Origin of the sequence: Streptomyces sp. NBC_00310, from assembly GCF_036208085.1 — a bacterium.
Classification (GTDB): domain Bacteria; phylum Actinomycetota; class Actinomycetes; order Streptomycetales; family Streptomycetaceae; genus Streptomyces.
The window spans coordinates 6806399-6829836 of record NZ_CP130714.1 but is presented as its reverse complement, the minus strand read 5'-3'; the positions used below and the strand labels follow the sequence as shown (position 1 = coordinate 6829836).

38 protein-coding genes are annotated in these 23438 nt (G+C 67.3%); 3 read left to right on the top strand and 35 right to left on the bottom strand.

From position 1 onward, the window contains the following. Window positions 1–9: 9 nt before the first annotated feature. Complete coding sequence (rplM, locus tag OG202_RS30045) at window positions 10–453, bottom strand: 50S ribosomal protein L13 (RefSeq protein ID WP_013001400.1); 444 nt, start codon at window positions 451–453, stop codon at window positions 10–12. 364 nt (window positions 454–817) lie between these two features. Between rplM and OG202_RS30040 the strand changes: the two genes are divergently transcribed. Next, window positions 818–1111, top strand: a complete 294-nt coding sequence (locus OG202_RS30040; protein WP_328223895.1) for a hypothetical protein — start codon at window positions 818–820, stop codon at window positions 1109–1111. 62 nt (window positions 1112–1173) lie between these two features. Next, window positions 1174–2058 carry a hypothetical protein gene (locus OG202_RS30035; RefSeq protein WP_327728168.1) on the top strand — a complete coding sequence of 295 codons (885 nt, stop codon included), beginning with the start codon at window positions 1174–1176 and terminating at the stop codon, window positions 2056–2058. Window positions 2059–2088: 30 nt separating this feature from the next. On the opposite strand, the gene truA is transcribed toward OG202_RS30035, so the two are convergent. The 34 genes from truA to OG202_RS29865 all read right to left on the bottom strand — a co-directional run bounded on the left by truA (window position 2089) and on the right by OG202_RS29865 (window position 21534). Beyond that, on the bottom strand, window positions 2089–2952 hold the full coding sequence (truA, locus tag OG202_RS30030; protein WP_326578586.1) for a tRNA pseudouridine(38-40) synthase TruA: 864 nt from the start codon (window positions 2950–2952) through the stop codon (window positions 2089–2091). A 167-nt stretch (window positions 2953–3119) separates the two neighbouring features. After that, the gene (gene rplQ / locus OG202_RS30025; RefSeq protein ID WP_033528351.1) at window positions 3120–3614 is read right to left on the bottom strand and encodes a 50S ribosomal protein L17; all 495 of its coding nucleotides are present in this window, start codon (window positions 3612–3614) and stop codon (window positions 3120–3122) included. Window positions 3615–3809: 195 nt separating this feature from the next. Further along, a complete protein-coding gene (locus tag OG202_RS30020) occupies window positions 3810–4832 on the bottom strand; it encodes a DNA-directed RNA polymerase subunit alpha (RefSeq protein WP_003966937.1) in 1023 nt (340 codons plus the stop codon). A 125-nt stretch (window positions 4833–4957) separates the two neighbouring features. Next, a complete protein-coding gene (gene rpsK / locus OG202_RS30015; protein WP_003956432.1) occupies window positions 4958–5362 on the bottom strand; it encodes a 30S ribosomal protein S11 in 405 nt (134 codons plus the stop codon). A 66-nt stretch (window positions 5363–5428) separates the two neighbouring features. Next, entirely contained in the window at window positions 5429–5809 is a 381-nt protein-coding gene (gene rpsM, locus OG202_RS30010; RefSeq protein ID WP_326578618.1) for a 30S ribosomal protein S13, read from the bottom strand. A gap of 210 nt (window positions 5810–6019) precedes the next feature. Then, window positions 6020–6133 carry a 50S ribosomal protein L36 gene (gene rpmJ / locus OG202_RS30005; protein ID WP_003998809.1) on the bottom strand — a complete coding sequence of 38 codons (114 nt, stop codon included), beginning with the start codon at window positions 6131–6133 and terminating at the stop codon, window positions 6020–6022. Between the two features lie 71 nt (window positions 6134–6204). Then, window positions 6205–6426, bottom strand: a complete 222-nt coding sequence (infA, locus tag OG202_RS30000) for a translation initiation factor IF-1 (RefSeq protein WP_003948620.1) — start codon at window positions 6424–6426, stop codon at window positions 6205–6207. 224 nt (window positions 6427–6650) lie between these two features. Continuing rightward, the gene (gene map, locus OG202_RS29995; RefSeq protein WP_326578647.1) at window positions 6651–7487 is read right to left on the bottom strand and encodes a type I methionyl aminopeptidase; all 837 of its coding nucleotides are present in this window, start codon (window positions 7485–7487) and stop codon (window positions 6651–6653) included. Window positions 7488–7605: 118 nt separating this feature from the next. Next, the gene (locus OG202_RS29990) at window positions 7606–8268 is read right to left on the bottom strand and encodes an adenylate kinase (RefSeq protein ID WP_326578649.1); all 663 of its coding nucleotides are present in this window, start codon (window positions 8266–8268) and stop codon (window positions 7606–7608) included. Continuing rightward, on the bottom strand, window positions 8268–9581 hold the full coding sequence (gene secY, locus OG202_RS29985) for a preprotein translocase subunit SecY (RefSeq protein WP_326578651.1): 1314 nt from the start codon (window positions 9579–9581) through the stop codon (window positions 8268–8270). The genes OG202_RS29990 and secY overlap by 1 nt, the downstream gene beginning before the upstream one ends. Window positions 9582–9835: 254 nt before the next feature. Further along, a complete protein-coding gene (gene rplO, locus OG202_RS29980; RefSeq protein WP_326578653.1) occupies window positions 9836–10291 on the bottom strand; it encodes a 50S ribosomal protein L15 in 456 nt (151 codons plus the stop codon). 2 nt (window positions 10292–10293) lie between these two features. Continuing rightward, complete coding sequence (gene rpmD / locus OG202_RS29975; RefSeq protein WP_005481207.1) at window positions 10294–10476, bottom strand: 50S ribosomal protein L30; 183 nt, start codon at window positions 10474–10476, stop codon at window positions 10294–10296. Beyond that, on the bottom strand, window positions 10476–11084 hold the full coding sequence (rpsE, locus tag OG202_RS29970; RefSeq protein WP_013001409.1) for a 30S ribosomal protein S5: 609 nt from the start codon (window positions 11082–11084) through the stop codon (window positions 10476–10478). Before rpsE ends, rpmD begins: the two co-directional genes overlap by 1 nt. Window positions 11085–11123: 39 nt before the next feature. Next, window positions 11124–11507, bottom strand: a complete 384-nt coding sequence (gene rplR / locus OG202_RS29965; protein WP_326578659.1) for a 50S ribosomal protein L18 — start codon at window positions 11505–11507, stop codon at window positions 11124–11126. A gap of 3 nt (window positions 11508–11510) precedes the next feature. Further along, window positions 11511–12050 carry a 50S ribosomal protein L6 gene (gene rplF / locus OG202_RS29960; RefSeq protein WP_326578661.1) on the bottom strand — a complete coding sequence of 180 codons (540 nt, stop codon included), beginning with the start codon at window positions 12048–12050 and terminating at the stop codon, window positions 11511–11513. A 24-nt stretch (window positions 12051–12074) separates the two neighbouring features. Beyond that, window positions 12075–12473, bottom strand: a complete 399-nt coding sequence (gene rpsH, locus OG202_RS29955; RefSeq protein ID WP_013001411.1) for a 30S ribosomal protein S8 — start codon at window positions 12471–12473, stop codon at window positions 12075–12077. Window positions 12474–12687: 214 nt separating this feature from the next. Next, the gene (locus OG202_RS29950; RefSeq protein WP_003948630.1) at window positions 12688–12873 is read right to left on the bottom strand and encodes a type Z 30S ribosomal protein S14; all 186 of its coding nucleotides are present in this window, start codon (window positions 12871–12873) and stop codon (window positions 12688–12690) included. A 5-nt stretch (window positions 12874–12878) separates the two neighbouring features. Next, window positions 12879–13436: a 50S ribosomal protein L5 gene (rplE, locus tag OG202_RS29945; protein WP_005481216.1), complete on the bottom strand. Its 558-nt coding sequence runs from the start codon at window positions 13434–13436 to the stop codon at window positions 12879–12881. Further along, window positions 13436–13759: a 50S ribosomal protein L24 gene (gene rplX, locus OG202_RS29940; protein ID WP_037694132.1), complete on the bottom strand. Its 324-nt coding sequence runs from the start codon at window positions 13757–13759 to the stop codon at window positions 13436–13438. The genes rplE and rplX overlap by 1 nt, the downstream gene beginning before the upstream one ends. Before the next feature lie 2 nt (window positions 13760–13761). After that, window positions 13762–14130, bottom strand: coding sequence for a 50S ribosomal protein L14 (gene rplN / locus OG202_RS29935; RefSeq protein WP_003992364.1), 369 nt, complete (start codon window positions 14128–14130; stop codon window positions 13762–13764). A gap of 95 nt (window positions 14131–14225) precedes the next feature. After that, window positions 14226–14513: a 30S ribosomal protein S17 gene (gene rpsQ / locus OG202_RS29930; protein ID WP_037694127.1), complete on the bottom strand. Its 288-nt coding sequence runs from the start codon at window positions 14511–14513 to the stop codon at window positions 14226–14228. Then, complete coding sequence (gene rpmC, locus OG202_RS29925; RefSeq protein ID WP_003998824.1) at window positions 14513–14737, bottom strand: 50S ribosomal protein L29; 225 nt, start codon at window positions 14735–14737, stop codon at window positions 14513–14515. Before rpmC ends, rpsQ begins: the two co-directional genes overlap by 1 nt. Continuing rightward, window positions 14737–15156 carry a 50S ribosomal protein L16 gene (rplP, locus tag OG202_RS29920; RefSeq protein WP_004927269.1) on the bottom strand — a complete coding sequence of 140 codons (420 nt, stop codon included), beginning with the start codon at window positions 15154–15156 and terminating at the stop codon, window positions 14737–14739. The genes rpmC and rplP overlap by 1 nt, the downstream gene beginning before the upstream one ends. A 5-nt stretch (window positions 15157–15161) precedes the next feature. Then, window positions 15162–15992 (bottom strand): 30S ribosomal protein S3, encoded by an 831-nt coding sequence (rpsC, locus tag OG202_RS29915; protein WP_326578675.1) that lies wholly within the window; start codon window positions 15990–15992, stop codon window positions 15162–15164. Then, window positions 15992–16339, bottom strand: a complete 348-nt coding sequence (gene rplV, locus OG202_RS29910) for a 50S ribosomal protein L22 (RefSeq protein ID WP_004571827.1) — start codon at window positions 16337–16339, stop codon at window positions 15992–15994. The genes rpsC and rplV overlap by 1 nt, the downstream gene beginning before the upstream one ends. Window positions 16340–16380: 41 nt before the next feature. Next, the gene (rpsS, locus tag OG202_RS29905; RefSeq protein ID WP_005481224.1) at window positions 16381–16662 is read right to left on the bottom strand and encodes a 30S ribosomal protein S19; all 282 of its coding nucleotides are present in this window, start codon (window positions 16660–16662) and stop codon (window positions 16381–16383) included. A 12-nt stretch (window positions 16663–16674) separates the two neighbouring features. Further along, the gene (rplB, locus tag OG202_RS29900; RefSeq protein ID WP_037694116.1) at window positions 16675–17511 is read right to left on the bottom strand and encodes a 50S ribosomal protein L2; all 837 of its coding nucleotides are present in this window, start codon (window positions 17509–17511) and stop codon (window positions 16675–16677) included. Window positions 17512–17549: 38 nt separating this feature from the next. Then, the gene (rplW, locus tag OG202_RS29895) at window positions 17550–17969 is read right to left on the bottom strand and encodes a 50S ribosomal protein L23 (RefSeq protein ID WP_326578701.1); all 420 of its coding nucleotides are present in this window, start codon (window positions 17967–17969) and stop codon (window positions 17550–17552) included. Continuing rightward, window positions 17969–18628 (bottom strand): 50S ribosomal protein L4, encoded by a 660-nt coding sequence (gene rplD, locus OG202_RS29890; RefSeq protein ID WP_326578703.1) that lies wholly within the window; start codon window positions 18626–18628, stop codon window positions 17969–17971. The genes rplW and rplD overlap by 1 nt, the downstream gene beginning before the upstream one ends. 7 nt (window positions 18629–18635) lie before the next feature. Continuing rightward, window positions 18636–19280 (bottom strand): 50S ribosomal protein L3, encoded by a 645-nt coding sequence (gene rplC, locus OG202_RS29885; RefSeq protein ID WP_005481233.1) that lies wholly within the window; start codon window positions 19278–19280, stop codon window positions 18636–18638. Window positions 19281–19297: 17 nt separating this feature from the next. Continuing rightward, window positions 19298–19606: a 30S ribosomal protein S10 gene (gene rpsJ, locus OG202_RS29880; RefSeq protein WP_003948644.1), complete on the bottom strand. Its 309-nt coding sequence runs from the start codon at window positions 19604–19606 to the stop codon at window positions 19298–19300. Between the two features lie 410 nt (window positions 19607–20016). Continuing rightward, window positions 20017–20268, bottom strand: a complete 252-nt coding sequence (locus tag OG202_RS29875; protein WP_328223894.1) for a hypothetical protein — start codon at window positions 20266–20268, stop codon at window positions 20017–20019. Window positions 20269–20308: 40 nt separating this feature from the next. Next, the gene (locus OG202_RS29870) at window positions 20309–21151 is read right to left on the bottom strand and encodes a serine hydrolase domain-containing protein (RefSeq protein WP_327728170.1); all 843 of its coding nucleotides are present in this window, start codon (window positions 21149–21151) and stop codon (window positions 20309–20311) included. Beyond that, the gene (locus OG202_RS29865) at window positions 21148–21534 is read right to left on the bottom strand and encodes a hypothetical protein (protein ID WP_327728171.1); all 387 of its coding nucleotides are present in this window, start codon (window positions 21532–21534) and stop codon (window positions 21148–21150) included. Before OG202_RS29865 ends, OG202_RS29870 begins: the two co-directional genes overlap by 4 nt. Before the next feature lie 206 nt (window positions 21535–21740). On the opposite strand from OG202_RS29865, the gene OG202_RS29860 reads away from it, so the two are divergent. Then, window positions 21741–23432: an RNA ligase family protein gene (locus OG202_RS29860; RefSeq protein ID WP_328223893.1), complete on the top strand. Its 1692-nt coding sequence runs from the start codon at window positions 21741–21743 to the stop codon at window positions 23430–23432. Window positions 23433–23438: the final 6 nt, after the last annotated feature.

The window sequence follows — 23438 nt, the reverse complement described above, 5'->3', positions numbered from 1 at the left end:
TGGCCGGAACTACTGCGCGACCTGGGTGATCTCGAACGGCACCGGCTGCTGCGCAGCGTGCGGGTGCTGGTCGCCCGAGTAGACCTTCAGCTTCGAGATCATCTGACGGCCCAGGGTGTTCTTGGGGATCATGCCCTTGATGGCCTTCTCGACGGCCTTCTCGGGGTTCTTCGCCAGCAGCTCGTCGTAGCGGACGGAGCGCAGACCACCCGGGTAGCCGGAGTGGCGGTACGCCAGCTTCTGGGTCTTCTTGTTGCCGGACAGGTGAACCTTGTCGGCGTTGATGATGATGACGAAGTCGCCCATGTCCATGTGCGGGGCATAGGTCGGCTTGTGCTTGCCACGGAGGAGGTTCGCGGCAGTGGTAGCCAGACGGCCCAGGACGATGTCCTGAGCGTCAATGACGTGCCACTGGCGAGTCACATCGCCGGGCTTGGGGCTGTACGTACGCACTTCGCAGCCTTCTTCTTCAGTGGATGGGTGCTGACACATGGCATCACTGAAGCGATCGTGCAGCTGGGGACGACAATGCCGGGGACGCTGCCCGTATGCCGCCCACTGGTAACTGCTCCAGGGAACCTACGCAAGGGCCTCTCGCGTGAGAACGACCAAGCCCATACGCATAACAAACTGAAAGGGTACCCGCGCCGCCCCGGACAGGTCAAAACGGGTCCGGGCCGGGGAGGCCACCGCACCCTTGATCCACTTCGCCCACGGGTTCGATACGACCCGGCCTCACGCGCCGCGAGGCACGTGAGGCCGGGTCGCCCTGACCCTGGGCAACGCCGGCACCGCGTCCGCGTCGAGCTACTACTCGGTGCCCGGCGGCCAGGTGAAGTTCACGTCCAAGGGCGAGATCCTCAAGATCTGGGACATGAAGGCGGGCAAGACCGGTCTCTACGTCTCCGTCTACGACGAGTCCGCGAAGAACCCGACGTTCGACACCTGCCACGTCAAGGGCAAGGGCAAGGGCAAGGGCAAGGGCAAGGGCAAGACCTGCGACATGAAGTTCAAGAACGGGCACAAGCTCGACATCAACGTCTTCTCGTACACGAAGTTGAGCGACCACAACACGCGCGAGCTCGTCGCCAGCAGGCAGGACAAGGCGTAACCCGTCCCCGGCGTGACCCATAACTGAAGAAGGCCTCCCCTCGCCCGTCTAAACTGCGGCCCATGAGCTTTGGGCAGGGGGGGTCTCAGTGGAGCCCCGGGGGTTCCCACAATCCGTGGGACAATCAGTGGGGTTCCGCCAGTAACCAGACCCCGGACTGGGCGTCACTCGCCGAGCAGTCCGAAACACGCAACAGGCGCCGCAGACTCCTGCTGATCGTCGGCGGCGCCCTCGCCACGGTCGGCATAGGCGTCGCCGTGGCCGTCGCCGTCGTCAACACCGACAACGGCAGCGCCTCGGCGAACGGCCCGAACGACCTGCCGGCCACGGAGGGCATCCCGAGCGCCAGCGCCAAGACGGACCCGTCGTTCGCACCGACGTCGGCCCCGCCCCCGCTGAACCCGAAGGACTTCATCTCCAGCTCGGGCAAGGACAAGGCGCCGATCAGCCCGGACATCCTCTTCCCGGGCTCCCAGCTGACCAAGCGCGAGGGTGTCGTCTACCGCAAGGGCGCCACGGCCTCGACGAAGGACTGCGCCTCGGCCGTCCAGGGCACCCTCGACAAGCTCCTCACCGACAACGACTGCACCCGCTTCATGCGCGTGACCTACTTCCGGGACAAGGTCGCGACCACCATCGGCGTCGCCCTGTTCGACACCGAGGCCAAGGCGACCAAGGTCAAGGACGACTGGGACAAGCAGAGCACCATCGTCTCCCTCTCCGGTGAGGGCGTCCCCGTCTTCTGCCGTACGACGGTGTGCCGGACGACCGCCAACTCCTACGGCCGCTACACGTACTTCACCCTCTCCGGCTTCACCGACGGCACGGACGTGACGGAGAAGGACAAGGCCGTCTTCGCCGCCGGCGACGACCTCACCACGTCCACGTACGGACAGATCCGCCGCCGCGGCGAGACCCAGGCGGCCGCCGCGGCCAACGGCCAGTAACCCGGGTCCCCAGTCCCCCGCCGCCCGGGGTCAGCAGCAGCCGCCCCCGGGCACTCCCGGCAGACTCCGCCGGTTCCGCGCCTCCCTGCTCCGCGCGGCCAGCAGCTCGTCGGCCGGGTACCCGACCTCCTCCAGGGTCAGCCCGTGCGGCCGTACGACATGCACGGCGGAGTCCCGGACACCGGCGGCCAGCACCTTCCCGGGCCATTCCGGCCCCCGGTGGCCGTCCCCCACGAACAGCAGGGCCCCGATCAGTGAGCGCACCATGTTGTGGCAGAAGGCGTCGGCCCGCACGGTGGCGGTGATGATCCCGTCGTCCCCCCGCACCAGGCTCAGCTCCTGCAGCGTACGGATGGTGGTCGCCCCCTCCCGCCGCTTGCAGTACGCCGCGAAGTCGTGCTCCCCGAGCAGCCGCCGCGCCGCCTCGTTCATGGCGTCCACGTCGAGCGGCCAGTCGTGCCACAGGACGTGACCGCGCAGCAACGGATCGACACCGCCGGGATTGTCGGTGACCCGATAGGCGTACCGCCGCCAGATCGCCGAGAACCGCGCGTTGAAGCCACTGGGCGCCTCCCTGAGGGCCCACACCCGCACATCCCTCGACAGCCGCCCAGCGAGCCGCTTCAGCAGCTTCTCGTGGTGCTCACGCCAAACGGCCTCCGGCAGATCCACGTGCGCCACCTGCCCCCGCGCGTGCACCCCGGCGTCGGTCCGTCCGGCCACCGTCAGCTCATACGTCTCCCGGGACCGGGTGACCGTCCGCAGGGCGTCCTCGATCTCCCCCTGCACGGTCCGCCGCCCTGCGGCCTGCTTGGCCCACCCGGAGAACTCGGCACCGTCGTACGACAGGTCGAGGCGCACCCGGACCTGCCCGGGCTGTACTTCGTCACTCACTCAGAGATCCTCTCAACAACACAAAAGCGGGCCCGCCCCTCGAAAGGGACGGGCCCGCCAACGCCCTGAAGGGGCGCGGGACTGTATCGATGTGCGGCTCCGCCGCGTGGGCGCGAACAACCACCACGAACCCGCAGCCGCAGACGCACAGCCCCCCGACAGAACGCTTACGCGTCCTTCGACTCCTCGGCCGGAGCCTCGGTCGCCTCGTCGGCCTTGGTCTCCTCGACCTTGGCCTCCTCGGACTCCTTGACCGCACGCTTGGTGGCGGCCTCGGCCTCACCCGTCGCCTGCTGCGCGACCGTCAGCGCCTCGACCAGCTCGATGACAGCCATGGGCGCGTTGTCGCCACGGCGGTTACCGATCTTGGTGATACGGGTGTAGCCACCCGGACGGTTCTCGTACCGCGGGCCGATCTCGGTGAAGAGCGTGTGCACGACGCTCTTGTCCGTGATGACCTGGAGCACCTGGCGGCGGTTGTGAAGGTCGCCCTTCTTCGCCTTGGTGACCAGACGCTCGGCGTACGGCCGCAGACGGCGGGCCTTCGCCTCGGTGGTGGTGATGCGGCCGTGCTCGAAAAGGCTCTTCGCGAGGTTCGCGAGCAGCAGCTTCTCGTGCGCGGCACTGCCGCCCAGACGGGCACCCTTGGTGGGCTTCGGCATGGTGTTTCTCCTAGGTGTCTGCCCCGGCCGTATCAGGTACCGAGGTCAGTGTCCGAGCAGGCGATCGCCTGTCGGAGATCCGGGGCGCCTCTTTCGAAGCACCCCGGAGGATCCGCGCCCCGTAAGGGGCGCGGGGAACTGCGCGACCAGCCACAACGGTCCCGCAGCCAGGATCCGGCAGTCGGTCCCGAGCTCTCAGTACTGCTCGGTCTCGACGAACCCGGCGTCCGCGTCGTCGTCCGCGCCGAACGCGTCCGCCGCCGCGGTGGGGTCGAATCCGGGCGGGCTGTCCTTCAGGGCCAGGCCCATGCCGGCCAGCTTCGCCTTGACCTCGTCGATCGACTTCGCACCGAAGTTACGGATGTCGAGCAGGTCGGCCTCGGAACGCGCCACGAGCTCACCCACGGAGTGGATGCCCTCGCGCTTGAGGCAGTTGTACGACCGAACGGTGAGCTCCAGCTCCTCGATCGGCAGCGCCAGATCGGCGGCGAGCGCGGCGTCCGTCGGGGACGGACCCATGTCGATGCCCTCGGCGTCGATGTTCAGCTCGCGGGCGAGACCGAACAGCTCGACCAGGGTCTTACCGGCGGAGGCCATGGCGTCACGGGGACGCATCGCCTGCTTGGTCTCGACGTCGACGATCAGCTTGTCGAAGTCGGTGCGCTGCTCGACACGCGTGGCCTCGACCTTGTAGGTGACCTTGAGAACCGGCGAGTAGATCGAGTCGACCGGGATGCGCCCGATCTCCTGACCGACCTGCTTGTTCTGCACGGCGGAGACGTAACCGCGGCCGCGCTCGACCGTCAGCTCCATCTCCAGCTTGCCCTTGCCGTTGAGCGTGGCGAGGACGAGGTCGGGGTTGTGCACCTCGACACCGGCCGGGGGCGCGATGTCGGCGGCGGTGACCAGACCCGGGCCCTGCTTGCGCAGGTACATCACGACCGGCTCGTCGTGCTCCGAGGAGACGACCAGCTGCTTGATGTTGAGGATCAGGTCGGTGACGTCCTCCTTGACGCCCGGCACGGTGGTGAACTCGTGCAGGACACCGTCGATACGGATGGACGTGACCGCCGCACCCGGGATCGAGGAGAGGAGCGTACGGCGGAGGCTGTTGCCGAGGGTGTAACCGAAGCCCGGCTCCAGCGGCTCGATCACGAACCGGGAGCGGAACTCGTCGACGACCTCTTCGGTCAACGAGGGACGCTGAGCGATCAGCATGAAGTGAATCCTTCAGTCATGGGCACCCACTATTTGATGCCCTTGAGTACTACAAGGGTACGGGCGATATGGCCCCGAAGAGCCATACCGCCCGAAAACCTCAGACCAAGCAGCCGTACGTCGGGTCAGACGCGGCGACGCTTGGGCGGACGGCAGCCGTTGTGCGGGGTGGGCGTGACGTCCTGGATGGAGCCGACCTCGAGACCGGTCGCCTGCAGCGAACGGATGGCCGTCTCACGACCCGAACCCGGGCCCTTGACGAACACGTCGACCTTGCGCATGCCGTGCTCCTGCGCGCGACGGGCAGCCGACTCGGCGGCCATCTGCGCGGCGAACGGCGTGGACTTCCGGGAGCCCTTGAAGCCGACGTGGCCGGCGGAGGCCCAGGAGATCACGTTGCCCGAGGGGTCCGTGATCGAGACGATCGTGTTGTTGAACGTGCTCTTGATGTGCGCGTGGCCGTGAGCGACGTTCTTCTTTTCCTTGCGGCGCACCTTCTTGGCAGCGCCCTGACGACCCTTGGGGGGCATCTATAACTCCTACGGGAGGTGGTCGGTCCTACAGCGAAGACCGCTGGACGGCGAATCCGCTGCGGACTACTTCTTGCCCGGCTTCTTCTTACCGGCGATGGCGCGACGCGGGCCCTTGCGGGTACGGGCGTTCGTGCTGGTGCGCTGACCGCGGACGGGCAGACCACGACGGTGACGGAGACCCTGGTAGCAGCCGATCTCCACCTTGCGGCGGATGTCGGCCTGTACCTCGCGACGGAGGTCACCCTCGGTCTTGATGTTGCTGTCCACGTACTCGCGGATCGCGACGAGCTGCTCCTCGGAGAGGTCGCGAACGCGGGTGTTCGGGTTGACGCCGGTCGCAGCCAGCGTCTCCTGGGAGAGGGTCCGGCCGATGCCGAACACGTAGGTGAGGGCGACCTCCACGCGCTTGTCGCGCGGGATGTCAACACCGGAAACGCGTGCCATTCAATGGCTCCTGGTGATTGTCGGAGGTCTTCCACAGAACCGGGTCCCGGCCGCCGGCCTCTTCTTGTTTCGAAGAGTGGGTACGACCCGGGTCCCCGGCCTCCGAGCCGGGGGTGTCAGGCACTCTCGGGCGCCTGGGTCCTGCGTATGAACATATTCAGCTTGCGTCGCGCGAATCTCTGCGAATCGAGCAGAGGGATCGGTCGTGCGTCAGCCCTGGCGCTGCTTGTGGCGCGGGTTCTCGCAGATGACCATGACCCGACCGTGACGGCGGATCACCCTGCACTTGTCGCAGATCTTCTTGACGCTCGGCTTGACCTTCATGGGGTGAGGTTCTCCGGGTCAGTGCCACCACCCGCGACCCGGAGACCGGGCACGGAGAGCAGGGGCAAGATCTACTTGTAGCGGTAGACGATCCGGCCACGCGTCAGGTCGTACGGAGACAACTCCACCACGACCCGGTCGTCAGGGAGGATACGGATGTAGTGCATACGCATCTTGCCGCTGATGTGTGCCAGGACCTGGTGGCCGTTCTGGAGCTCGACCTTGAACATGGCGTTCGGAAGAGACTCGACGACAGTGCCCTCGATCTCGATGGCACCTTGCTTCTTGGCCACGCTTCGCCCTTCGAATCGACTACCTTGATCGACTCCGCGTAACCGAATGAGGACACACGGAAACACGAGAGCCGACGAGTCAGTCTACGTCAGGGCCTCCAGAAACACGAATTCGGGTAAGGATGCCCAGGGTGGAAGATCCTTATGCGCCCGGCCGTACGCGTCTGAAGGGGTGCGGGGAACCGCGCGGGCGACCACGAACCCCCCGCACCCGGCAACGAAGATCAACCCACCGGATCAGGCGCCGCGGTGATCCCGTACTCGGCCAGCTTCGCCCTGCCCCCGTCGGGCGCGGTCAGCACCAGCGGCCCCGCCTCGGTCAACGCCACCGAGTGCTCCCAGTGCGAGGACCACGTCCCGTCCGTGCTCACCACGGTCCAGTCGTCCGCGAGAACCTTGGTCTTCGGCGTGCCGAGCGACACCATCGGCTCGATCGCCAGACAGAACCCGGGAACCAGCTTCGGCCCCTTGCCCCGCCGCCGCTCGACGTAGTTCAGCAGATGCGGGTCCATGTGCATCTCGGTCCCGATGCCATGGCCGCCGTAGTCCTCGACGATGCCGTACTTCCCCCCACCCGGCTTCGGCTGCCGGCGGATGTACGTCTCGATGGCCCGGGAGACGTCCACGAGCCGGTTCCCCACCTTCATGGCGGCGATCCCGGCCCACATGGACTCCTCGGTCACCCGCGACAGCTCAAGGAGCTCCGGAGCGTGACCGGACCCCACGAACGCGGTGTAGGCCGCGTCACCGTGCCAGCCGTCGACGATCGCGCCGCAGTCGATGGAGATGATGTCGCCGTCCTTCAGGACGACCTCGTCGCTCGGGATGCCGTGGACCACGACCTCGTTCACCGAGGTGCAGATGGTCGCGGGGAAGCCGCCGTACCCGAGGAAGTTCGACTTGGCCCCGTGCTCCGCGAGCACCTTGCGGGCCACCTCGTCGAGGTCCTTCGTGGAGGCGCCCGGCACGGCGGCCTCCCGGGTGGCCGCGTGGATGGCGGCGACGACCAGCCCCGCCTCGCGCATCTTGGCGATCTGCTCGGGGCTCTTGATCTGCACCATGGGGGCCTGCGCTCTCCGTCTTCCGTGAATACGAACTCTGGGTCTTGGGTTGCCTACACAACAGTACGGCCGCGGCGCCCCTCCAGGGCACCGCGGCCGACGTACTGAACCGACGACCTTACTTGTCGTCGTCCTCGCGCTTGAGCGCCTCCATGGCGCGCTGGGTGACTTCCTCCACCGGACCGAGCGCCGAGATCGTCACCACGAGGCCCTGGGCCTTGTAGTAGTCGATGATCGGCTCGGTCTGCGTGTGGTAGACCTCCAGGCGCTTGCGGACGGTCTCCTCGGAGTCGTCGTCACGCTGGTACAGCTCGCCGCCGCAGGCGTCGCAGACGCCGTCCTGCTTCGGCTTCTTGTACGTGACGTGGAAGACGTGGGCGGAGTCGTTCCGGCAGATGCGCCGGCCGGCGATCCGCTTGACGACCTCTTCCTCGGGGACCTCCAGGTCCAGCACCGCGTCCAGGTTCATGGACTCGTCCCGGAGCGTCACGTCCAGCGCCTCGGCCTGCGAGACGTTGCGCGGGAAGCCGTCGAGCAGGAAGCCCTGCTCGGCGTCCGCCTGCTCCATGCGGTCCTTGGCCATCGCGATGGTGACCTCGTCCGGGACCAGCTCGCCCTTGTCCATGTAGGACTTCGCGAGTTTGCCGAGCTCCGTCTGCTTGCTGATGTTGGCCCGGAACAGGTCGCCCGTGGAGATGTGCGGGATCGACAGGTTCTTGGCCAGGAACGCGGCCTGCGTTCCCTTACCCGCACCCGGCGGCCCGACGAGGACGATACGCATCAGCGGAGGAACCCTTCGTAATTGCGCTGCTGGAGCTGGCTCTCGATCTGCTTCACCGTCTCCAGACCCACACCCACGATGATCAGGATGCTGGTACCACCGAACGGGAAGTTCTGATTTGCCCCGAAGCCGGCGAACGCCATCGTCGGGACGAGAGCAATCAGAGCCAGATACAGCGAACCCGGCCAGGTGATCCGGTTGAGTACGTAACTCAGGTACTCAGCGGTCGGTCGGCCAGCCCGGATGCCCGGGATGAAGCCACCATACTTCTTCATGTTGTCCGCGACTTCCTCGGGGTTGAACGAGATGGCCACGTAGAAGAACGCGAAGAAAACGATCAGGAGGAAGTAGAGAGCGAGGTGCGCCGGAGCATCCGTTTCCGCGAGATTCTTCTCGATCCAGGTCTTCCAGCCGGAAGTTCCACCGACGAACTGGGCGACCAGTGCCGGGATGTAGAGAAGCGACGAGGCAAAGATCACAGGGATGATGCCCGCCTGGTTGACCTTCAGCGGAATGTACGTCGACGTGCCGCCGTAGGACCGACGGCCGATCATGCGCTTCGCGTACTGGACCGGGATACGACGCTGGGCCTGCTCGACGAAGACCACGAGCCCGACCATGACGAAGCCGACGGCGATCACGATGGCGAACTCGATCCAGCCGCCCGCCAGGTCACCCTGCTCCTTGATGGCCCACAGCGCGGACGGGAAGGTGGCGGCGATCGAGATGAACATCAGGATCGACATGCCGTTGCCGATGCCGCGGTCGGTGATGAGCTCACCGAGCCACATGACGACGGCCGTACCGGCGGTCATGGTGATGACCATGACCATGGTGGTGTAGATCGAGCGGTCGGGGACGATCTGGCCGGCCAGCTGGCAGCCGCTGAACAGCGAGCCGCTGCGCGCGGTGGCGACGAGGCCGGTGCCCTGCAGGATGGCCAGGGCCACCGTCAGGTAGCGCGTGTACTGCGTGATCTTCGCCGTGCCGGCCTGCCCCTCCTTCTTCAGGGCTTCCAGACGCGGGATCACCACGGTCAGCAGCTGCAGAATGATGCTCGCTGTGATGTACGGCATGATGCCGAGCGCGAAGATCGTGATCTGCAGCAGCGCGCCACCACTGAACATGTTGACCAGACCGAAGAGCCCCTTGTTGGTCTGGGCCTGGTCGATGCAGAACTGGACGGCGGTGTAGTCGACACCCGGGATCGGCACATGCGTGCCGACCCGATAGATCACGATGATGCCGAGCGTGAAGAGCAGCTTCTTGCGCAGGTCGGGCGTCTTGAACGCCCGGGCGAACGCGGTGAGCACGGTGCCTCCTGCGACCCCCGCGCTACTGCGTCAAGGGTGACGGTTTTGAGATTCTGATGAGGACGACTTACGTAACGACTTACGTAACGTTTAACTGCCGCGCCGAGTGCCCGTGTAGGAGCACCCTGTGAAAACGGGCAGCGCAGGTCACCTTACCGGCGAGACTGCTTCCCTAGGAACGACCAACCGGGGATACCCCATTTGTGGGGTATCCCCGGTCGGGATCGCTCAAGTCATCGAGACACCTGATGTGTTCAGACGAGCTCGGTGACGGTACCGCCGGCGGCGGTGATCTTCTCCTTGGCGGAGCCGGAGACGGCGTCGACCGTCACCTGCAGCGCCACGGAGATCTCGCCCTGGCCGAGGACCTTGACGAGGCTGTTCTTGCGGACGGCACCCTTGGCGACCAGGTCGGCAACGGTGACCTCCCCACCCTCGGGGTAGAGGGCGGAGAGCTTGTCCAGGTTCACGACCTGGAACTCCGTCTTGAAGGGGTTCTTGAAGCCCTTCAGCTTCGGGAGACGCATGTGGAGGGGCATCTGGCCACCCTCGAAGCGCTCCGGAACCTGGTAGCGGGCCTTCGTGCCCTTGGTACCACGACCGGCCGTCTTACCCTTCGACGCCTCACCACGACCGACACGGGTCTTCGCGGTCTTGGCGCCCGGGGCCGGACGGAGGTTGTGGATCTTGAGCGGGTTGTTCTCCGCCATGATCAGTCGACCTCCTCGACCGTCACGAGGTGGCGGACGGTGTGCACCATGCCGCGGAACTCGGGGCGGTCCTCCTTGACGACCTGCGTGTTGATGCCCTTGAGACCAAGGGAACGCAGGGTGTCACGGTGGTTCTGCTTGCTGCCGATGTACGACTTCGTCTGCGTGATCTTGAGCTGAGCCATTACGCAGCACCAGCCCCGGCACGCGCACGCAGCAGAGCCGCGGGAGCGACGTCCTCGAGCGGCAGACCACGGCGGGCCGCGATCTCCTCGGGACGCTGCAGACCCTTCAGGGCCTCCACGGTCGCGTGCACGATGTTGATCGCGTTCGACGAGCCGAGCGACTTCGACAGGATGTCGTGCACACCGGCGCACTCGAGCACGGCACGCACCGGGCCACCGGCGATAACGCCGGTACCGGGGGAAGCAGGCTTGAGCAGGACGACGCCCGCGGCCTTCTCGCCCGTGATCGGGTGCGGGATGGTGCCCTGGATACGGGGGACCTTGAAGAAGTGCTTCTTGGCCTCCTCAACACCCTTGGCGATGGCGGCCGGCACCTCCTTGGCCTTGCCGTAACCGACACCCACGGTGCCGTCACCGTCGCCCACTACGACGAGCGCAGTGAAGCTGAAGCGACGACCACCCTTCACAACCTTGGCGACGCGGTTGATCGCGACAACGCGCTCAACGTACGCGGTCTTCTCGGCGGCAGCTGCGCCGCCGTCACGGCCCTTCCGGTCCCGCCGCTCGCCGCCACCGGCACCGCCACCGCGGCGCTGGGGTCCAGCCATTGGATTTACCTCTCTCTTTCCGCTAGCTACGCAGCGAGCTCAGAACTTGAGCCCGGCCTCGCGGGCGGCGTCGGCCAGGGCCGCGATGCGACCCGCGTACCGGTTACCACCACGGTCGAACACGACGGCCTCGACACCGGCGGCCTTGGCACGCTCGGCGACCAGGGCGCCGACCTTGCCGGCCAGCGCCGACTTGTCCTCCGACGCACCACGAATCGAGGAGTCCAGGGTGGACGCCGACGCAAGGGTGTGACCCTTGAGGTCGTCGATCACCTGGGCCACGATGTGGCGGTTCGAGCGGGTCACGACCAGGCGGGGACGCTCAGCCGTACCGTTGACCTTCTTACGGATCCGGATCTGGCGCCGCTTGATGGCAGCACGCTTGTAAGCATCGCCCTTAGCGATCTTCGTACCGTATGCCATGGCTTACTTACCCGCCTTTCCGACCTTGCGGCGGATGACTTCGCCCTCGTACTTGACGCCCTTGGCCTTGTACGGGTCAGGCTTGCGCAGCTTGCGGATGTTGGCCGCAACCTCGCCGACCTTCTGCTTGTCGATGCCCTCGACCGAGAACCGCGTGGGGTTCTCGACCTTGAAGGTGATGCCCTCGGGCGCCTCGACGGTGATCGGGTGGCTGTAGCCGAGCGCGAACTCGAGGTTCGAACCCTTGGCCTGCACGCGGTAACCGACACCGCTGATCTCGAGCTTCTTCACGTAACCCTGGGTCACGCCGGTGATCATGTTCGCCACCAGCGTGCGGGACAGGCCGTGCAGGGCCTTGTTCTGACGCTCGTCGTTGGGGCGGGTGACGTTGAGAACGCCGTCCTCACCCTTGGCGATGTCGATCGGCGCAGCGACGGTGTGGCTCAGGGACCCCTTGGGGCCCTTGACCGAGACCGTACGGCCGTCGATGGTGACGTCCACGCCGGCGGGAACCGTGATGGGGAGCTTGCCAATGCGCGACATAGCTGTTTCCTCCGTTCCCTTCCGCTACCAGACGTAGGCGAGGACTTCTCCGCCTACGCCCTTCTTGCCGGCCTGCTTGTCGGTGAGGAGCCCGTGGGACGTGGAGATGATCGCCACGCCGAGGCCACCCAGCACCTTGGGCAGGGAGGTGGACTTCGCGTAAACCCGGAGACCGGGCTTGGAGATCCGCTTGATGCCCGCGATGGAGCGCTCACGGTTCGGGCCGAACTTCAGCTCGAGGACGAGGTTCTTGCCGACCTCGGCGTCCTCGACCTTCCAGCCCGTGATGAAGCCCTCCTGCTGGAGGATCTCCGCGATGTGAGACTTGATCTTCGATGCCGGCATCGTCACGGAGTCGTGGTATGCCGAGTTCGCGTTCCGCAGACGCGTAAGCATGTCTGCGATCGGATCAGTCATGGTCATGAATTGGCCTTCGGCCTCTCTCGCCGGGGTTTCCTGTATGCGCCATCCCTCTCCCCACTCGGTGGCGGGACGGGTGCGGTGCGGGGACCTACGGCGTAGTAAGTCGTACGGGCGACCGTCAGGCGCCCAACCCTCCAAGCCTAAGCCATGGAAGGGCGGGCGCCTGACACGCCCAGTGCTTACCGAGAGCTTCGGGAATCCCTGAAAGGAGGGACTACCAGGAGCTCTTGGTCACGCCCGGCAGCTCGCCACGGTGAGCCATCTCACGGAGGCACACGCGGCACAGGCCGAACTTGCGGTACACGGAGTGGGGACGGCCACAGCGCTGGCAGCGCGTGTAGCCACGCACGCCGAACTTGGGCTTGCGAGCAGCCTTCGCGATCAGAGCCTTCTTCGCCATCTCGCTCACGCCTCCTTGAAGGGGAAGCCGAGGTGACGGAGGAGCGCGCGGCCCTCAGCGTCGTTGGTCGCCGTGGTCACCACGGTGATGTCCATACCCCGGGTGCGGTCGATCTTGTCCTGGTCGATCTCGTGGAACATGACCTGCTCCGTGAGACCGAAGGTGTAGTTGCCACGGCCGTCGAACTGCTTGGGGGACAGACCACGGAAGTCGCGGATGCGCGGCAGCGCGAGCGACAGGGTGCGGTCCAGGAACTCCCACATGCGGTCGCCACGAAGCGTGACGTGGGCACCGATCGGCTGACCCTCACGCAGCTTGAACTGCGCGATGGACTTACGGGCCTTGGTGACGGCCGGCTTCTGACCGGTGATCGTGGTGAGGTCGCGGATGGCGCCCTCGATCAGCTTGGAGTCGCGGGCGGCGTCGCCCACACCCATGTTGACCACGATCTTGACGAGGCCCGGGGTCTGCATGACGTTCTCGTAGGAGAACTCTTCCTGCAGCTTGCCCGCGATCTCCTCGCGGTACTTCGTCTTGAGACGCGGAGTCGTGGTGGTAGCCATCAGATGTCCTCACCCGTCCGCTTGGCAACGCGAACCTTGTTGCCCTCGTCGTCGAAGCGGTAGCCGACACGCGTGACGACCTTCTTGCCGTCCTTCTCCACGACCAGCTGGACGTTGGAGACGTGGATCGGCGCCTCGACCGTGACGATGCCACCGGCCTGCGAACCCTTGGCGGTCGGGCCGGCCTTGGTGTGCTTCTTGACCCGGTTGACACCCTCGACCAGGACGCGGTCCTCGCGGGGGAAGGCCGTGATGACCTTGCCCTGCTTGCCCTTGTCCTTACCGGTGATGACCTGGACCAGGTCGCCCTTCTTGATCTTCATGCTTACAGCACCTCCGGCGCGAGCGAGATGATCTTCATGAACTTCTTCTCGCGCAGCTCCCGGCCGACCGGGCCGAAGATACGGGTGCCACGAGGGTCGCCGTCGTTCTTCAGAATGACAGCGGCGTTCTCGTCGAAGCGGATGTACGAGCCGTCCGGACGGCGGCGCTCCTTGACGGTGCGAACGATGACCGCCTTGATGACGTCACCCTTCTTCACGTTGCCGCCGGGGATCGCGTCCTTGACGGTGGCGACGATGACGTCACCGATGCCCGCGTAGCGGCGACCGGAGCCACCGAGCACACGGATGCAAAGGATTTCCTTCGCACCAGTGTTGTCGGCGACACGCAGTCGCGACTCCTGCTGGATCACGTCTATCTCCTGATTGTCTGCCGGTTCCCCGGGGGCCGTTCAGGAACGGCCCCCGGAGCCTGGCGGAACTGTCCTGCGGGTTTGCCCGCAGGAAATTACTTGGCCTTCTCGAGGATCTCTACGACGCGCCAGTGCTTCGTGGCGGACAGCGGCCGGGTCTCCATGAGGAGGACACGGTCGCCGATGCCGGCGGCGTTCTGCTCGTCGTGCGCCTTGAGCTTGCTCGTGCTACGGATGACCTTGCCGTACAGGGCGTGCTTCTTGCGGTCCTCGACAGCGACGACGACGGTCTTGTCCATCTTGTCGCTGACGACGATGCCCTCACGAGTCTTGCGGAAGCCGCGCGCCTCGGTGTTCGTCTCAGTCACGTTGTTCTCGCTCATCAGGCGCTCTCCACCGTTTCGATGCCCAGCTCACGCTCGCGCATCAGGGTGTAGATCCGCGCGATGTCCTTGCGGACCGCCTTCAGACGGCCATGGTTCTCAAGCTGTCCGGTCGCCGCCTGGAAGCGGAGGTTGAACAGCTCTTCCTTGGCTTCGCGGAGCTTCGCCAGAAGCTCCTCGTCACCCAGCTCGCGCAGCTCGGACGCCTTGGTACCGGCCGACATCACGCTTCACCTGCCTCGCGCTTGACGATCCGGCACTTCATCGGCAGCTTGTGGGCTGCGCGAGTGAGGGCCTCACGGGCGATCTTCTCGTTGGGGTAGGACAGTTCGAACATGACCCGGCCCGGGTGAACGTTCGCGATCCACCACTCCGGCGAACCCTTACCGGAACCCATGCGGGTCTCGGCGGGCTTCTTCGTCAGCGGGCGGTCCGGGTAGATGTTGATCCAGACCTTGCCGCCACGCTTGATGTGGCGGGTCATCGCGATACGGGCCGCCTCGATCTGGCGGTTGGTCACGTACGCCGGCGTGAGGGCCTGGATGCCGTACTCGCCGAACGCAACCGTCGTACCGCCCTTGGCCTGACCACGGCGCTTCGGGTGGTGCTGCTTGCGGTGCTTGACCCTACGGGGGATCAGCATGACGGTCAGGCCTCCGTTCCGGTGCTCTCAGCCGGAGCGGCGGCGGCGGGAGCCTCGGCCTTGGGGGCCTCGGCGCCGGCAGCCTGCTGCGGCTTACGACCGCGCCCGCCACGCTCGCCACCGCGGCCACCACGGGCCGGGCGGTCGGCGCCACCACGGGCCGGGCGGTTACCCGCACGGGCCGCGGCGTTCTCGGCGCGGACCTCGGCGATGTTCTTGACATCGCCCTTGTAGATCCAGACCTTCACGCCGATGCGGCCGAAGGTCGTCTTGGCCTCGAAGAAGCCGTAGTCCACGTTCGCGCGGAGCGTGTGCAGGGGCACACGGCCCTCGCGGTAGAACTCCGAGCGGGACATCTCGGCGCCACCGAGGCGGCCACCGCACTGGATCTTGATGCCCTTGGCGCCGGCCTTCATCGTGCCCTGCATGCTCTTACGCATGGCGCGACGGAAGGAGACGCGGGAGGAGAGCTGCTCGGCGACGGCCTGAGCGACCAGCTGAGCGTCGGTCTCGGGGCTCTTGACCTCGAGGATGTTCAGCTGGACCTGCTTGCCCGTGAGCTTCTCGAGGTCACCGCGGATGCGGTCGGCCTCGGCGCCACGGCGGCCGATGACGATGCCCGGACGCGCGGTGTGGATGTCCACGCGGACACGGTCACGGGTGCGCTCGATCTCGACCTTGGAGATGCCGGCGCGCTCCATGCCGGACGTCATCATCCGACGGATGGCGACGTCTTCCTTGACGTAGTCCTTGTACAGCTTGTCGGCGTACCACCGGGACTTGAAGTCCGTGGTGATGCCGAGCCGGAACCCATGCGGGTTAACCTTCTGGCCCATTACCGGGTTCCTTCCTTGCTGCTGACGACCACGGTGATGTGGCTGGTCCGCTTACGGATCCGGTAGGCACGGCCCTGGGCACGCGGACGGAACCGCTTCAGGGTCGGACCCTCGTCGACGTACGCCTCGCTGATGACCAGCGAAGAGGCGTCCGTGTGGTCGTAGTTGTGCGCGGCGTTGGCAATGGCGCTGTCCAGCACCTTGCCGACCGGCACGCTCGCGGCCTGCGGGGCGAAACGCAGGACCGCCTGAGCCTCCGTGGCATCCATGCCACGGATGAGGTCCACCACGCGGCGGGCCTTCATGGGCGTAACGCGGATGTACCGCGCCTGGGCCCTGGCTTCCATGGTTGTCCTTCCAGTGTCTGTCATGGTCATTCCACCCCGCGTTAGCGGCGCTTCGACTTCCGGTCGTCCTTGACGTGACCCCGGAAGGTGCGCGTCGGCGAGAACTCGCCGAGCTTGTGGCCGACCATCGACTCGGTGACGAACACCGGAATGTGGGTCTTGCCGTTGTGCACCGCGATCGTGTGGCCGAGCATGGCCGGGATGATCATCGAGCGACGGGACCAGGTCTTGATGACGTTCTTGGTGCCGGCTTCGTTCTGTACGTCCACCTTCTTGATCAGGTGGTCGTCGACGAAGGGCCCCTTCTTGAGACTGCGCGGCATCTAAACCCGCTCCTAGCGCTTCTTGTTCGTCTTGCGGCGGCGGACGATGTACTTGCTCGAAGCCTTCTTCGGCGAGCGAGTACGACCCTCCTTCTGACCCCAGGGGCTGACCGGGTGGCGACCACCGGAGGTCTTGCCCTCACCACCACCGTGGGGGTGGTCAACCGGGTTCATCGCCACACCGCGAACGGTCGGGCGGACGCCCAGCCAGCGCTTACGGCCGGCCTTGCCCCAGTTGATGTTGCTCTGCTCGGCGTTGCCGACCTCGCCGACGGTGGCGCGGCAGCGCGCGTCGACCAGGCGGATCTCACCGGACGGCATGCGGAGGTGGGCCATCGAGCCCTCCTTCGCGAGCAGCTGCACGGAGGTACCGGCGGAGCGGGCGAACTTGGCGCCGCCACCGGGACGGAGCTCGATCGCGTGGATCGTGGTACCGACCGGGATGTTGCGGAGCGCCAGGTTGTTGCCCGGCTTGATGTCGGCCCCGGGACCGTTCTCCACGCGGTCGCCCTGCTGCAGGTTGCGCGGGGCGAGGATGTAGCGCTTCTCGCCGTCCGCGTAGTGCAGCAGCGCGATGCGCGCGGTGCGGTTGGGGTCGTACTCGATGTGCGCGACCTTCGCCGGCACGCCGTCCTTGTCGTGACGACGGAAGTCGATGACTCGGTAGGCGCGCTTGTGTCCGCCACCCTGGTGGCGAACGGTCACACGACCGGCGTTGTTACGGCCGCCCTTGCTGTGCAGCGGGCGGACCAGCGACTTCTCCGGCGTGGACCGCGTGATCTCGACGAAGTCGGCGACGCTGGAGCCGCGACGGCCCGGCGTAGTCGGCTTGTACTTGCGGATTCCCATTTCTCAGTCCTCGTCCGATATCGGACGATCCGACCCGCTTACGCGGTCGGACCGCCGAAGATGTCGATACGGTCGCCCTCGGCAAGGGTCACGATGGCGCGCTTGGAGCCGGCACGCTGACCGAAACCGGTCTTGGTGCGCTTGCGCTTGCCGATGCGGTTGATCGTGTTGACCCCGGTGACCTTGACCGAGAAGACCGCCTGGACGGCCTGCTTGATCTGGGTCTTGTTGGCGCCGGGGGCGACGATGAAGGTGTACTTGCCCTCGTCGAGGAGCGCGTAGCTCTTCTCCGACACGACCGGCTTCAGCAGCACGTCACGGGGGTCCGTGAACGCCTTGCTGGGCGCGGTGATGACGGTGTTCTTGCCCTCGGCCTCGTGGCGACGCGCCTTGGCGACGCGCGCGGCCTTGGCGGCCTTGGCCGCCTTGGAGGCGATGCTCGGGTGACGCGTAGCCATCAGGCCTCGCTCCCTTCGGTGTCGTTGGCCTTGTTCGGGCCGGACACGAAGGACTCAAGGGCGGCCTGGGTGAAGACCACATCGTCCGAGACGATCACGTCGTACGTGTTCAGCTGGCCCGGCTCCAGGATGTGGACCTGGGGCAGGTTGCGGGCGGAGAGCCACGCGGCCTCGTCGGCGCGCTCGACGACCAGGAGCAGGTTCTTGCGCTCCGAGATCTTGCCGAACAGCGACTTGGCGGCCTTGGTGGAGGGGTTCTCGCCCTCGATCACGCCGGAGACGACGTGGATGCGGTTGTGGCGGGCCCGGTCGGTGAGGGCGTGGCGCAGGGCCGCGGCCTTCATCTTCTTCGGGGTCCGCTGCGAGTAGTCACGCGGCTGCGGGCCGTGGACGACGCCACCACCAGCGAACTGGGGCGCGCGGGTCGAGCCCTGACGGGCGCGGCCGGTGCCCTTCTGCCGGTAAGGCTTCTTACCGCCACCACGGACTTCACCGCGGGTCTTGGTCTTGTGCGTGCCCTGGCGGGCAGCCGCGTTCTGCGCGACGACGACCTGGTGGATCAGCGGGATGCTGACCTTCTCCACGCCGAAGATCTCCGCGGGGAGCTCGACGCTTCCGGTCTTCTCGCCGGCAGGCGAAAGGATGTCAACAGTGCTCATCGGTACCTCAGGCCCCCTTGGCCGCGGTGCGGACCAGGACGAGGCCGCCGTTCGGACCGGGAACCGCGCCCTTGATGAGCAGCAGACCCTTCTCCGCGTCAACGGCGTGGACGGTCAGGTTCTGGGTGGTGACCCGCTCGTTGCCCATGCGACCCGCCATGCGGAGGCCCTTGAACACACGGCCCGGGGTGGCGCAGCCACCGATGGAGCCGGGAGAGCGGTGCTTGCGCTGGGTGCCGTGACCGGCGCCGAGGCCCTTGAAGTTGTGACGCTTCATGACACCGGCGAAGCCCTTGCCCTTGCTCTTGCCGGTCACGTCCACCTTGACGCCGGCCTCGAAGACCTCGGCGGAGATCTCCTGGCCCAGCGTGTACTCGGAGGCGTCCGCGGTGCGGATCTCGACGAGGTGGCGGCGGGGGGTGACGTCGGCCTTGGCGAAGTGACCCTTGAGGGGCTTGTTCACCTTGCGCGGGTCGATCTCGCCGAAGGCGATCTGGACCGACTCGTAGCCGTCGACATCGTTCGTACGGACCTGGGTCACGACGTTGGGGCCGGCCTTGACGACGGTGACCGGAACAACACGGTTGTTCTCGTCCCACACCTGCGTCATGCCGAGCTTCTCGCCCAGGATTCCCTTGATCTGCTTAGCCATTCTCAGATCACCGGCCCTCAGAGCTTGATCTCGATGTCGACACCGGCCGGGAGGTCGAGTCGCATCAGAGAGTCAACGGTCTTGGGCGTCGGGTCGAGGATGTCGATCAGGCGCTTGTGCGTGCGCATCTCGAAGTGCTCGCGCGAGTCCTTGTACTTGTGCGGCGACTTGATGACGCAGTACACGTTCTTCTCAGTGGGCAGCGGCACCGGGCCCGCGACCGACGCACCAGTGCGCGTCACCGTCTCGACGATCTTCTTCGCCGAGGAATCGATGACCTCGTGGTCGTAGGCCTTGAGCCGGATGCGGATCTTCTGTCCCGCCATGGCTACTCAGTAGTCCTTTGTCTCGTTTAACGCTCTGGAACCCGGTGTTCCGTCACCCGCTCCTCCGACCCACGCGGTCGGGCGTGTCGCGCTTCCGCTGACACAGATGCCCCTTGTTCGAACATCCCCTGTCCGGGAAACACGGCCCATTACTGCAACCGCGGGCCGGGGGCAGAAGCCCACCGGGTGCCTGGCCGGCGCCGCACTGACACTTCCCGAAAGATTCCCGTACGTCCGCCTCAGCGCTGCCTTACGGCAGTTGGGGCGACGAGTACTGTGGGACTCGCTTCCGGTCCTCCCGGCGGGAGGCGCGCAGCATCAACACTCGACCGAGCAACCCCGCTAGTCTGCCATACGGCGCAGCACCTCCGCCAATCGAGCCGGAGAGATTACCCCGAGAGTGACGCAGGTCAAACCCGGGAGCCGCTGCCGCCGTCCGGGGCCTCGCGAGAGGTGGCGTCCGGAAGGTCACCCGAGGTGTCGGGAAACACGAGCTTGGCGCCGCCGCTGATCGCTCCGAGGCACCCCAGCACCAGCGCGTACCGCAGGAACCTCATGCCCCCGTGCCAGTCACGGGGGGCGCCGAAGGCCACCCAGACACCGAGGGCGATGCCGGCCAGAACCGCCGCCACACCGGTGATACGACTTACTGAAAGATGCATGGACGCATGATCTCCTCCACGATCCGACCGACCAGGACGGTCACTGTGGTCCCTCCTGCTGTCCTCGGGTCTTGAACCATTGGACAGCCGCGTCGTCGGTCCTGGCGGGCGAGCCGTGCAGGCGGTGCATGAGGAGCCAGCGTCCGTCCGGAAGGGCCCCGGCGAAGACCGAGGAGGCGCGGACGGCCCCGTTGTGCCAGGTCAGCGGCCCGGTCTGCCGCCAGGAAGGCGCGGGCTCCCCCAAGGTGCGGTCGGTGACCAGCCTCAGCAGCGTGGCCATCGTGCGTGGCGTCGCCCACAGTCCCCCGGCGGGGAGGATCGCGCCGTCCAGGGTCCACGGGGTGACCTGCCGCCCCAGGAGGCCGCGGCGCACGGATCGGCGCTGGGGAGGCCGCGGGGTCATCGCGCCGGCCGGCAGCCCGAGCGGAGTGAGCACGTGGTCGGTGACGAGCTGCTCGTAGGTACGGCCGGTGGCGGCCGTCAGGGCGGCGCCGAGTATCGCGTAGCCGAGGTTCGAGTACTCCTCCTCCGCGCCCGGCGGGCGGGTGGCCAGGGTGTCCAGCCGAGGGAGGAGGGCGTCGAGGGTGTCCTGCGTGAAGGACCGATAGGGATCACGGGACCGGATCCGGGGCGGCAGACGCGGCAGGCCGGAGGTGTGGCGGGCCAGCTGTTCGAGAGTGATCCCGGTGCCGGTCGCGGCCGGCAGCCAGGTGCCGAGCGGGTCGTCCAGGCCGAGCGCTCCGGCCTTGGCCAACTGCGTGAGGACGGTGCCGGTGACGACCTTCGTCAGCGAGGCCATCTCGGCGAACGCGTCGGGGTCGTGACCGGGAGTCGTGTGGGAGCGGATGCCCTCGCTCGCCAGGACGCAGGTGGCGGTCGTCATCGGGATACCCCTTCGGCCTCGGACGCCTGCGGAACGCGGCCGTCGGACGGGCCGGTTCCGGTGCGTCGGGTGTGCGGACGGTCGGCGACACGGACACGCAGGGCGTGAGCCGCGGACAGGGCGCGGTCGAGGAAGGAGGAAAGGAAGACGAGAGCGCAGGCGACCCTCGTCGGCGCGAAGCCCGTCAGACCCATGAACACGGCGAGGGAGACATGGAAGCCGATGGACATCGCGGCGGCCCAGGGACGCGGTGCGGGAGCGACGACGCCGAGTGGGAAGTAGATCATGAACAGCGCCGTCGCGTAGGTGCCCAGGCAGACGATCCGGCCGTTCTCGCACACCAGGCTGGGGACTCCGGGCAGTTCGCATTCCGGTACTCGCATGATGCGGAAGAGCGCGGTGCCGGGCAGGACGATTGGCCGAAACTCTCCCTGGCCCGCCGCTTCGGCGGACCCGCTTCACGACGGGACCGGCTTCGCCCGGGCCCGGTTCACGACGGGACCCCGGGCCACGGTAATCCGCTCGCCCGCCGCCGCCACACGCTCCTACGCTGATCAGGTAAATCGGCTGTCACGGGGGAACGTTCACCATGCGTACGCACTATCCGCGGACCAGGCATCTGCCCTGGTCCCCCGGCGCGACCGCCGACGACCTCCGGGTCACCGGCCTGTCCGGCCTGCGCGGCCACGAGGTCGTCGTGACCGAGAAACTCGACGGCGAGAACACGACGCTGTACGCCGACGGCCTGCACGCCCGCTCGCTCGACTCCGCGCACCACCCCTCCCGCACCTGGGTCAAGGCTCTGCAGGCCCGGATCGGCCACGCCGTCCCGGCGGGCTGGCGGGTGTGCGGGGAAAACATGTTCGCCCGCCACTCCCTCCGGTACGACGACCTGGACAGCTGGTTCTACGGCTTCTCCGTGTGGGACGGGGACGGGCGCTGCCTGGACTGGGACCGGACGGTGGTGTTTCTGCGCGGACTCGGCATCCCCGTGCCGCGCGTGCTGTGGCGGGGAGTGTTCGACGAGCGGGCGCTGCGCGCGCTGCGGCTGGATCTCGGGCGGCAGGAGGGGTACGTCGTCCGGGTCGTGGACGGCTTCGGCGCACAGGAGTTCGGCGCGCGCGTCGCGAAGTGGGTGCGGGCCGGGCACGTACGGACGGACACGCACTGGATGCACGCGGCCGTCGTGGAGAACGGGCTCGGGACGGGAGCCCCGCTCTGGGCCGTGCGCTCCGGCGCGTCCGCGGACGCCGACGCGCTGGCGGAGGCCGTCGGGCTGCCCGGCGAGGGGGACCGGGAGGCCGTCGCCCGCTTCGACCCGGCGGGGCGGACCGGCGACGACCGGCTCATCGGCGTACTGGCCGCGCTGCTGCACCACCACGACCAGGGCGGCCGACGGGCCCGGATCGCGGCTCGGACGGCGGGGGTCGTGGGCATGCCGCTCGCGCGCCGGGTCGCCGACCTCGTGGGACTGCACCCCGCGCTGCACCGGCCCTACCCGGACGAGGACCGCCGGACCGGTCTGGCCCGGCTGTCCCTGGCCGCCGACCTCGGTCTGCTGCACGCGGTCGCCCGCGCCACGGCGGCCACGGACGAGGCGCGTGAGCAGGTGGAGTGGTCGGCGCTGCACGCCGAGGAGGTGAGGGGCCTGGACGAGGGCGCCTTGCGGGAGGCGTTCGCCGAGCTGTCGCCCGACGCGGCCGTCCGCTGCCGGGCCGAGGCACGGGAGGCGTACGCGCGGGGGCGCGTGGGCGGGGGCGGCGGCTCCGGCGCTGCCGAGGAGGCCGTCGCCGCGACCTGGCGCTGGCGGTCGGGCGCCTTCCCGAGGCTGATCCAGCTGGTCGGTCCGGCGGGCAGCGGCAAGAGCACGTTCGCGCGAGGGCTCACGGGCGTGGACGCGTATGTGTCGCTGGACGATCTGCGCGAGGCGCGCGGCGCGCGCGCCGACCAGCGGGCCAACGCGGACGTGCTGCGCGCCGGGCTCGACCGGCTGGACGGGGCACTGGCCGCCGGCGGGACGACGGTGTGGGACGCCACCTCGCTCAACCATCAGCAGCGCTCACTGGTGCACGCGGTCGCCCACCGCCGCAACGCCCTGGTCACCCACGCCGTGGTCTTGGTCGACGAGGACGAGCTGATCCGGCGCAACACCCGCCGCGAGCACCCGGTACCGCCCGAGGTGCTCACCGCCCAGCTGCGCCGCTTCGCCCCGCCGTATCCGGGCGACGCGCACCGCACCTGGTACGTCGGGGCGAGCGGGACCCTAGAGGAAGAGGTCTGAGGAACC

Excerpts from the sequence above, each read along its gene's own strand:
- OG202_RS30035 (WP_327728168.1), top strand. The coding sequence starts at position 1,174 with ATGAGCTTTGGGCAGGGGGGGTCTCAGTGGAGCCCCGGGGGTTCCCAC.
- rplQ (WP_033528351.1), bottom strand. The coding sequence starts at position 3,614 with ATGCCGAAGCCCACCAAGGGTGCCCGTCTGGGCGGCAGTGCCGCGCAC.
- OG202_RS30020 (WP_003966937.1), bottom strand. The coding sequence starts at position 4,832 with ATGCTGATCGCTCAGCGTCCCTCGTTGACCGAAGAGGTCGTCGACGAG.
- rpsK (WP_003956432.1), bottom strand. The coding sequence starts at position 5,362 with ATGCCCCCCAAGGGTCGTCAGGGCGCTGCCAAGAAGGTGCGCCGCAAG.
- rpsM (WP_326578618.1), bottom strand. The coding sequence starts at position 5,809 with ATGGCACGCGTTTCCGGTGTTGACATCCCGCGCGACAAGCGCGTGGAG.
- rpmJ (WP_003998809.1), bottom strand. The coding sequence starts at position 6,133 with ATGAAGGTCAAGCCGAGCGTCAAGAAGATCTGCGACAAGTGCAGGGTG.
- map (WP_326578647.1), bottom strand. The coding sequence starts at position 7,487 with ATGGTGCAGATCAAGAGCCCCGAGCAGATCGCCAAGATGCGCGAGGCG.
- OG202_RS29990 (WP_326578649.1), bottom strand. The coding sequence starts at position 8,268 with ATGCGTATCGTCCTCGTCGGGCCGCCGGGTGCGGGTAAGGGAACGCAG.
- rplO (WP_326578653.1), bottom strand. The coding sequence starts at position 10,291 with ATGGCGGAGAACAACCCGCTCAAGATCCACAACCTCCGTCCGGCCCCG.
- rpmD (WP_005481207.1), bottom strand. The coding sequence starts at position 10,476 with ATGGCTCAGCTCAAGATCACGCAGACGAAGTCGTACATCGGCAGCAAG.
- rpsE (WP_013001409.1), bottom strand. The coding sequence starts at position 11,084 with ATGGCTGGACCCCAGCGCCGCGGTGGCGGTGCCGGTGGCGGCGAGCGG.
- rplR (WP_326578659.1), bottom strand. The coding sequence starts at position 11,507 with ATGGCATACGGTACGAAGATCGCTAAGGGCGATGCTTACAAGCGTGCT.
- rplF (WP_326578661.1), bottom strand. The coding sequence starts at position 12,050 with ATGTCGCGCATTGGCAAGCTCCCCATCACGGTTCCCGCCGGCGTGGAC.
- rpsH (WP_013001411.1), bottom strand. The coding sequence starts at position 12,473 with ATGACCATGACTGATCCGATCGCAGACATGCTTACGCGTCTGCGGAAC.
- OG202_RS29950 (WP_003948630.1), bottom strand. The coding sequence starts at position 12,873 with ATGGCGAAGAAGGCTCTGATCGCGAAGGCTGCTCGCAAGCCCAAGTTC.
- rplE (WP_005481216.1), bottom strand. The coding sequence starts at position 13,436 with ATGGCTACCACCACGACTCCGCGTCTCAAGACGAAGTACCGCGAGGAG.
- rplX (WP_037694132.1), bottom strand. The coding sequence starts at position 13,759 with ATGAAGATCAAGAAGGGCGACCTGGTCCAGGTCATCACCGGTAAGGAC.
- rpsQ (WP_037694127.1), bottom strand. The coding sequence starts at position 14,513 with ATGAGCGAGAACAACGTGACTGAGACGAACACCGAGGCGCGCGGCTTC.
- rpmC (WP_003998824.1), bottom strand. The coding sequence starts at position 14,737 with ATGTCGGCCGGTACCAAGGCGTCCGAGCTGCGCGAGCTGGGTGACGAG.
- rplP (WP_004927269.1), bottom strand. The coding sequence starts at position 15,156 with ATGCTGATCCCCCGTAGGGTCAAGCACCGCAAGCAGCACCACCCGAAG.
- rpsC (WP_326578675.1), bottom strand. The coding sequence starts at position 15,992 with ATGGGCCAGAAGGTTAACCCGCATGGGTTCCGGCTCGGCATCACCACG.
- rplV (WP_004571827.1), bottom strand. The coding sequence starts at position 16,339 with ATGGAAGCCAGGGCCCAGGCGCGGTACATCCGCGTTACGCCCATGAAG.
- rpsS (WP_005481224.1), bottom strand. The coding sequence starts at position 16,662 with ATGCCGCGCAGTCTCAAGAAGGGGCCCTTCGTCGACGACCACCTGATC.
- rplB (WP_037694116.1), bottom strand. The coding sequence starts at position 17,511 with ATGGGAATCCGCAAGTACAAGCCGACTACGCCGGGCCGTCGCGGCTCC.
- rplW (WP_326578701.1), bottom strand. The coding sequence starts at position 17,969 with ATGGCTACGCGTCACCCGAGCATCGCCTCCAAGGCGGCCAAGGCCGCC.
- rplD (WP_326578703.1), bottom strand. The coding sequence starts at position 18,628 with ATGAGCACTGTTGACATCCTTTCGCCTGCCGGCGAGAAGACCGGAAGC.
- rplC (WP_005481233.1), bottom strand. The coding sequence starts at position 19,280 with ATGGCTAAGCAGATCAAGGGAATCCTGGGCGAGAAGCTCGGCATGACG.
- rpsJ (WP_003948644.1), bottom strand. The coding sequence starts at position 19,606 with ATGGCGGGACAGAAGATCCGCATCCGGCTCAAGGCCTACGACCACGAG.
- OG202_RS29875 (WP_328223894.1), bottom strand. The coding sequence starts at position 20,268 with ATGCATCTTTCAGTAAGTCGTATCACCGGTGTGGCGGCGGTTCTGGCC.
- OG202_RS29870 (WP_327728170.1), bottom strand. The coding sequence starts at position 21,151 with ATGACGACCGCCACCTGCGTCCTGGCGAGCGAGGGCATCCGCTCCCAC.
- OG202_RS29865 (WP_327728171.1), bottom strand. The coding sequence starts at position 21,534 with ATGCGAGTACCGGAATGCGAACTGCCCGGAGTCCCCAGCCTGGTGTGC.
- OG202_RS29860 (WP_328223893.1), top strand. The coding sequence starts at position 21,741 with ATGCGTACGCACTATCCGCGGACCAGGCATCTGCCCTGGTCCCCCGGC.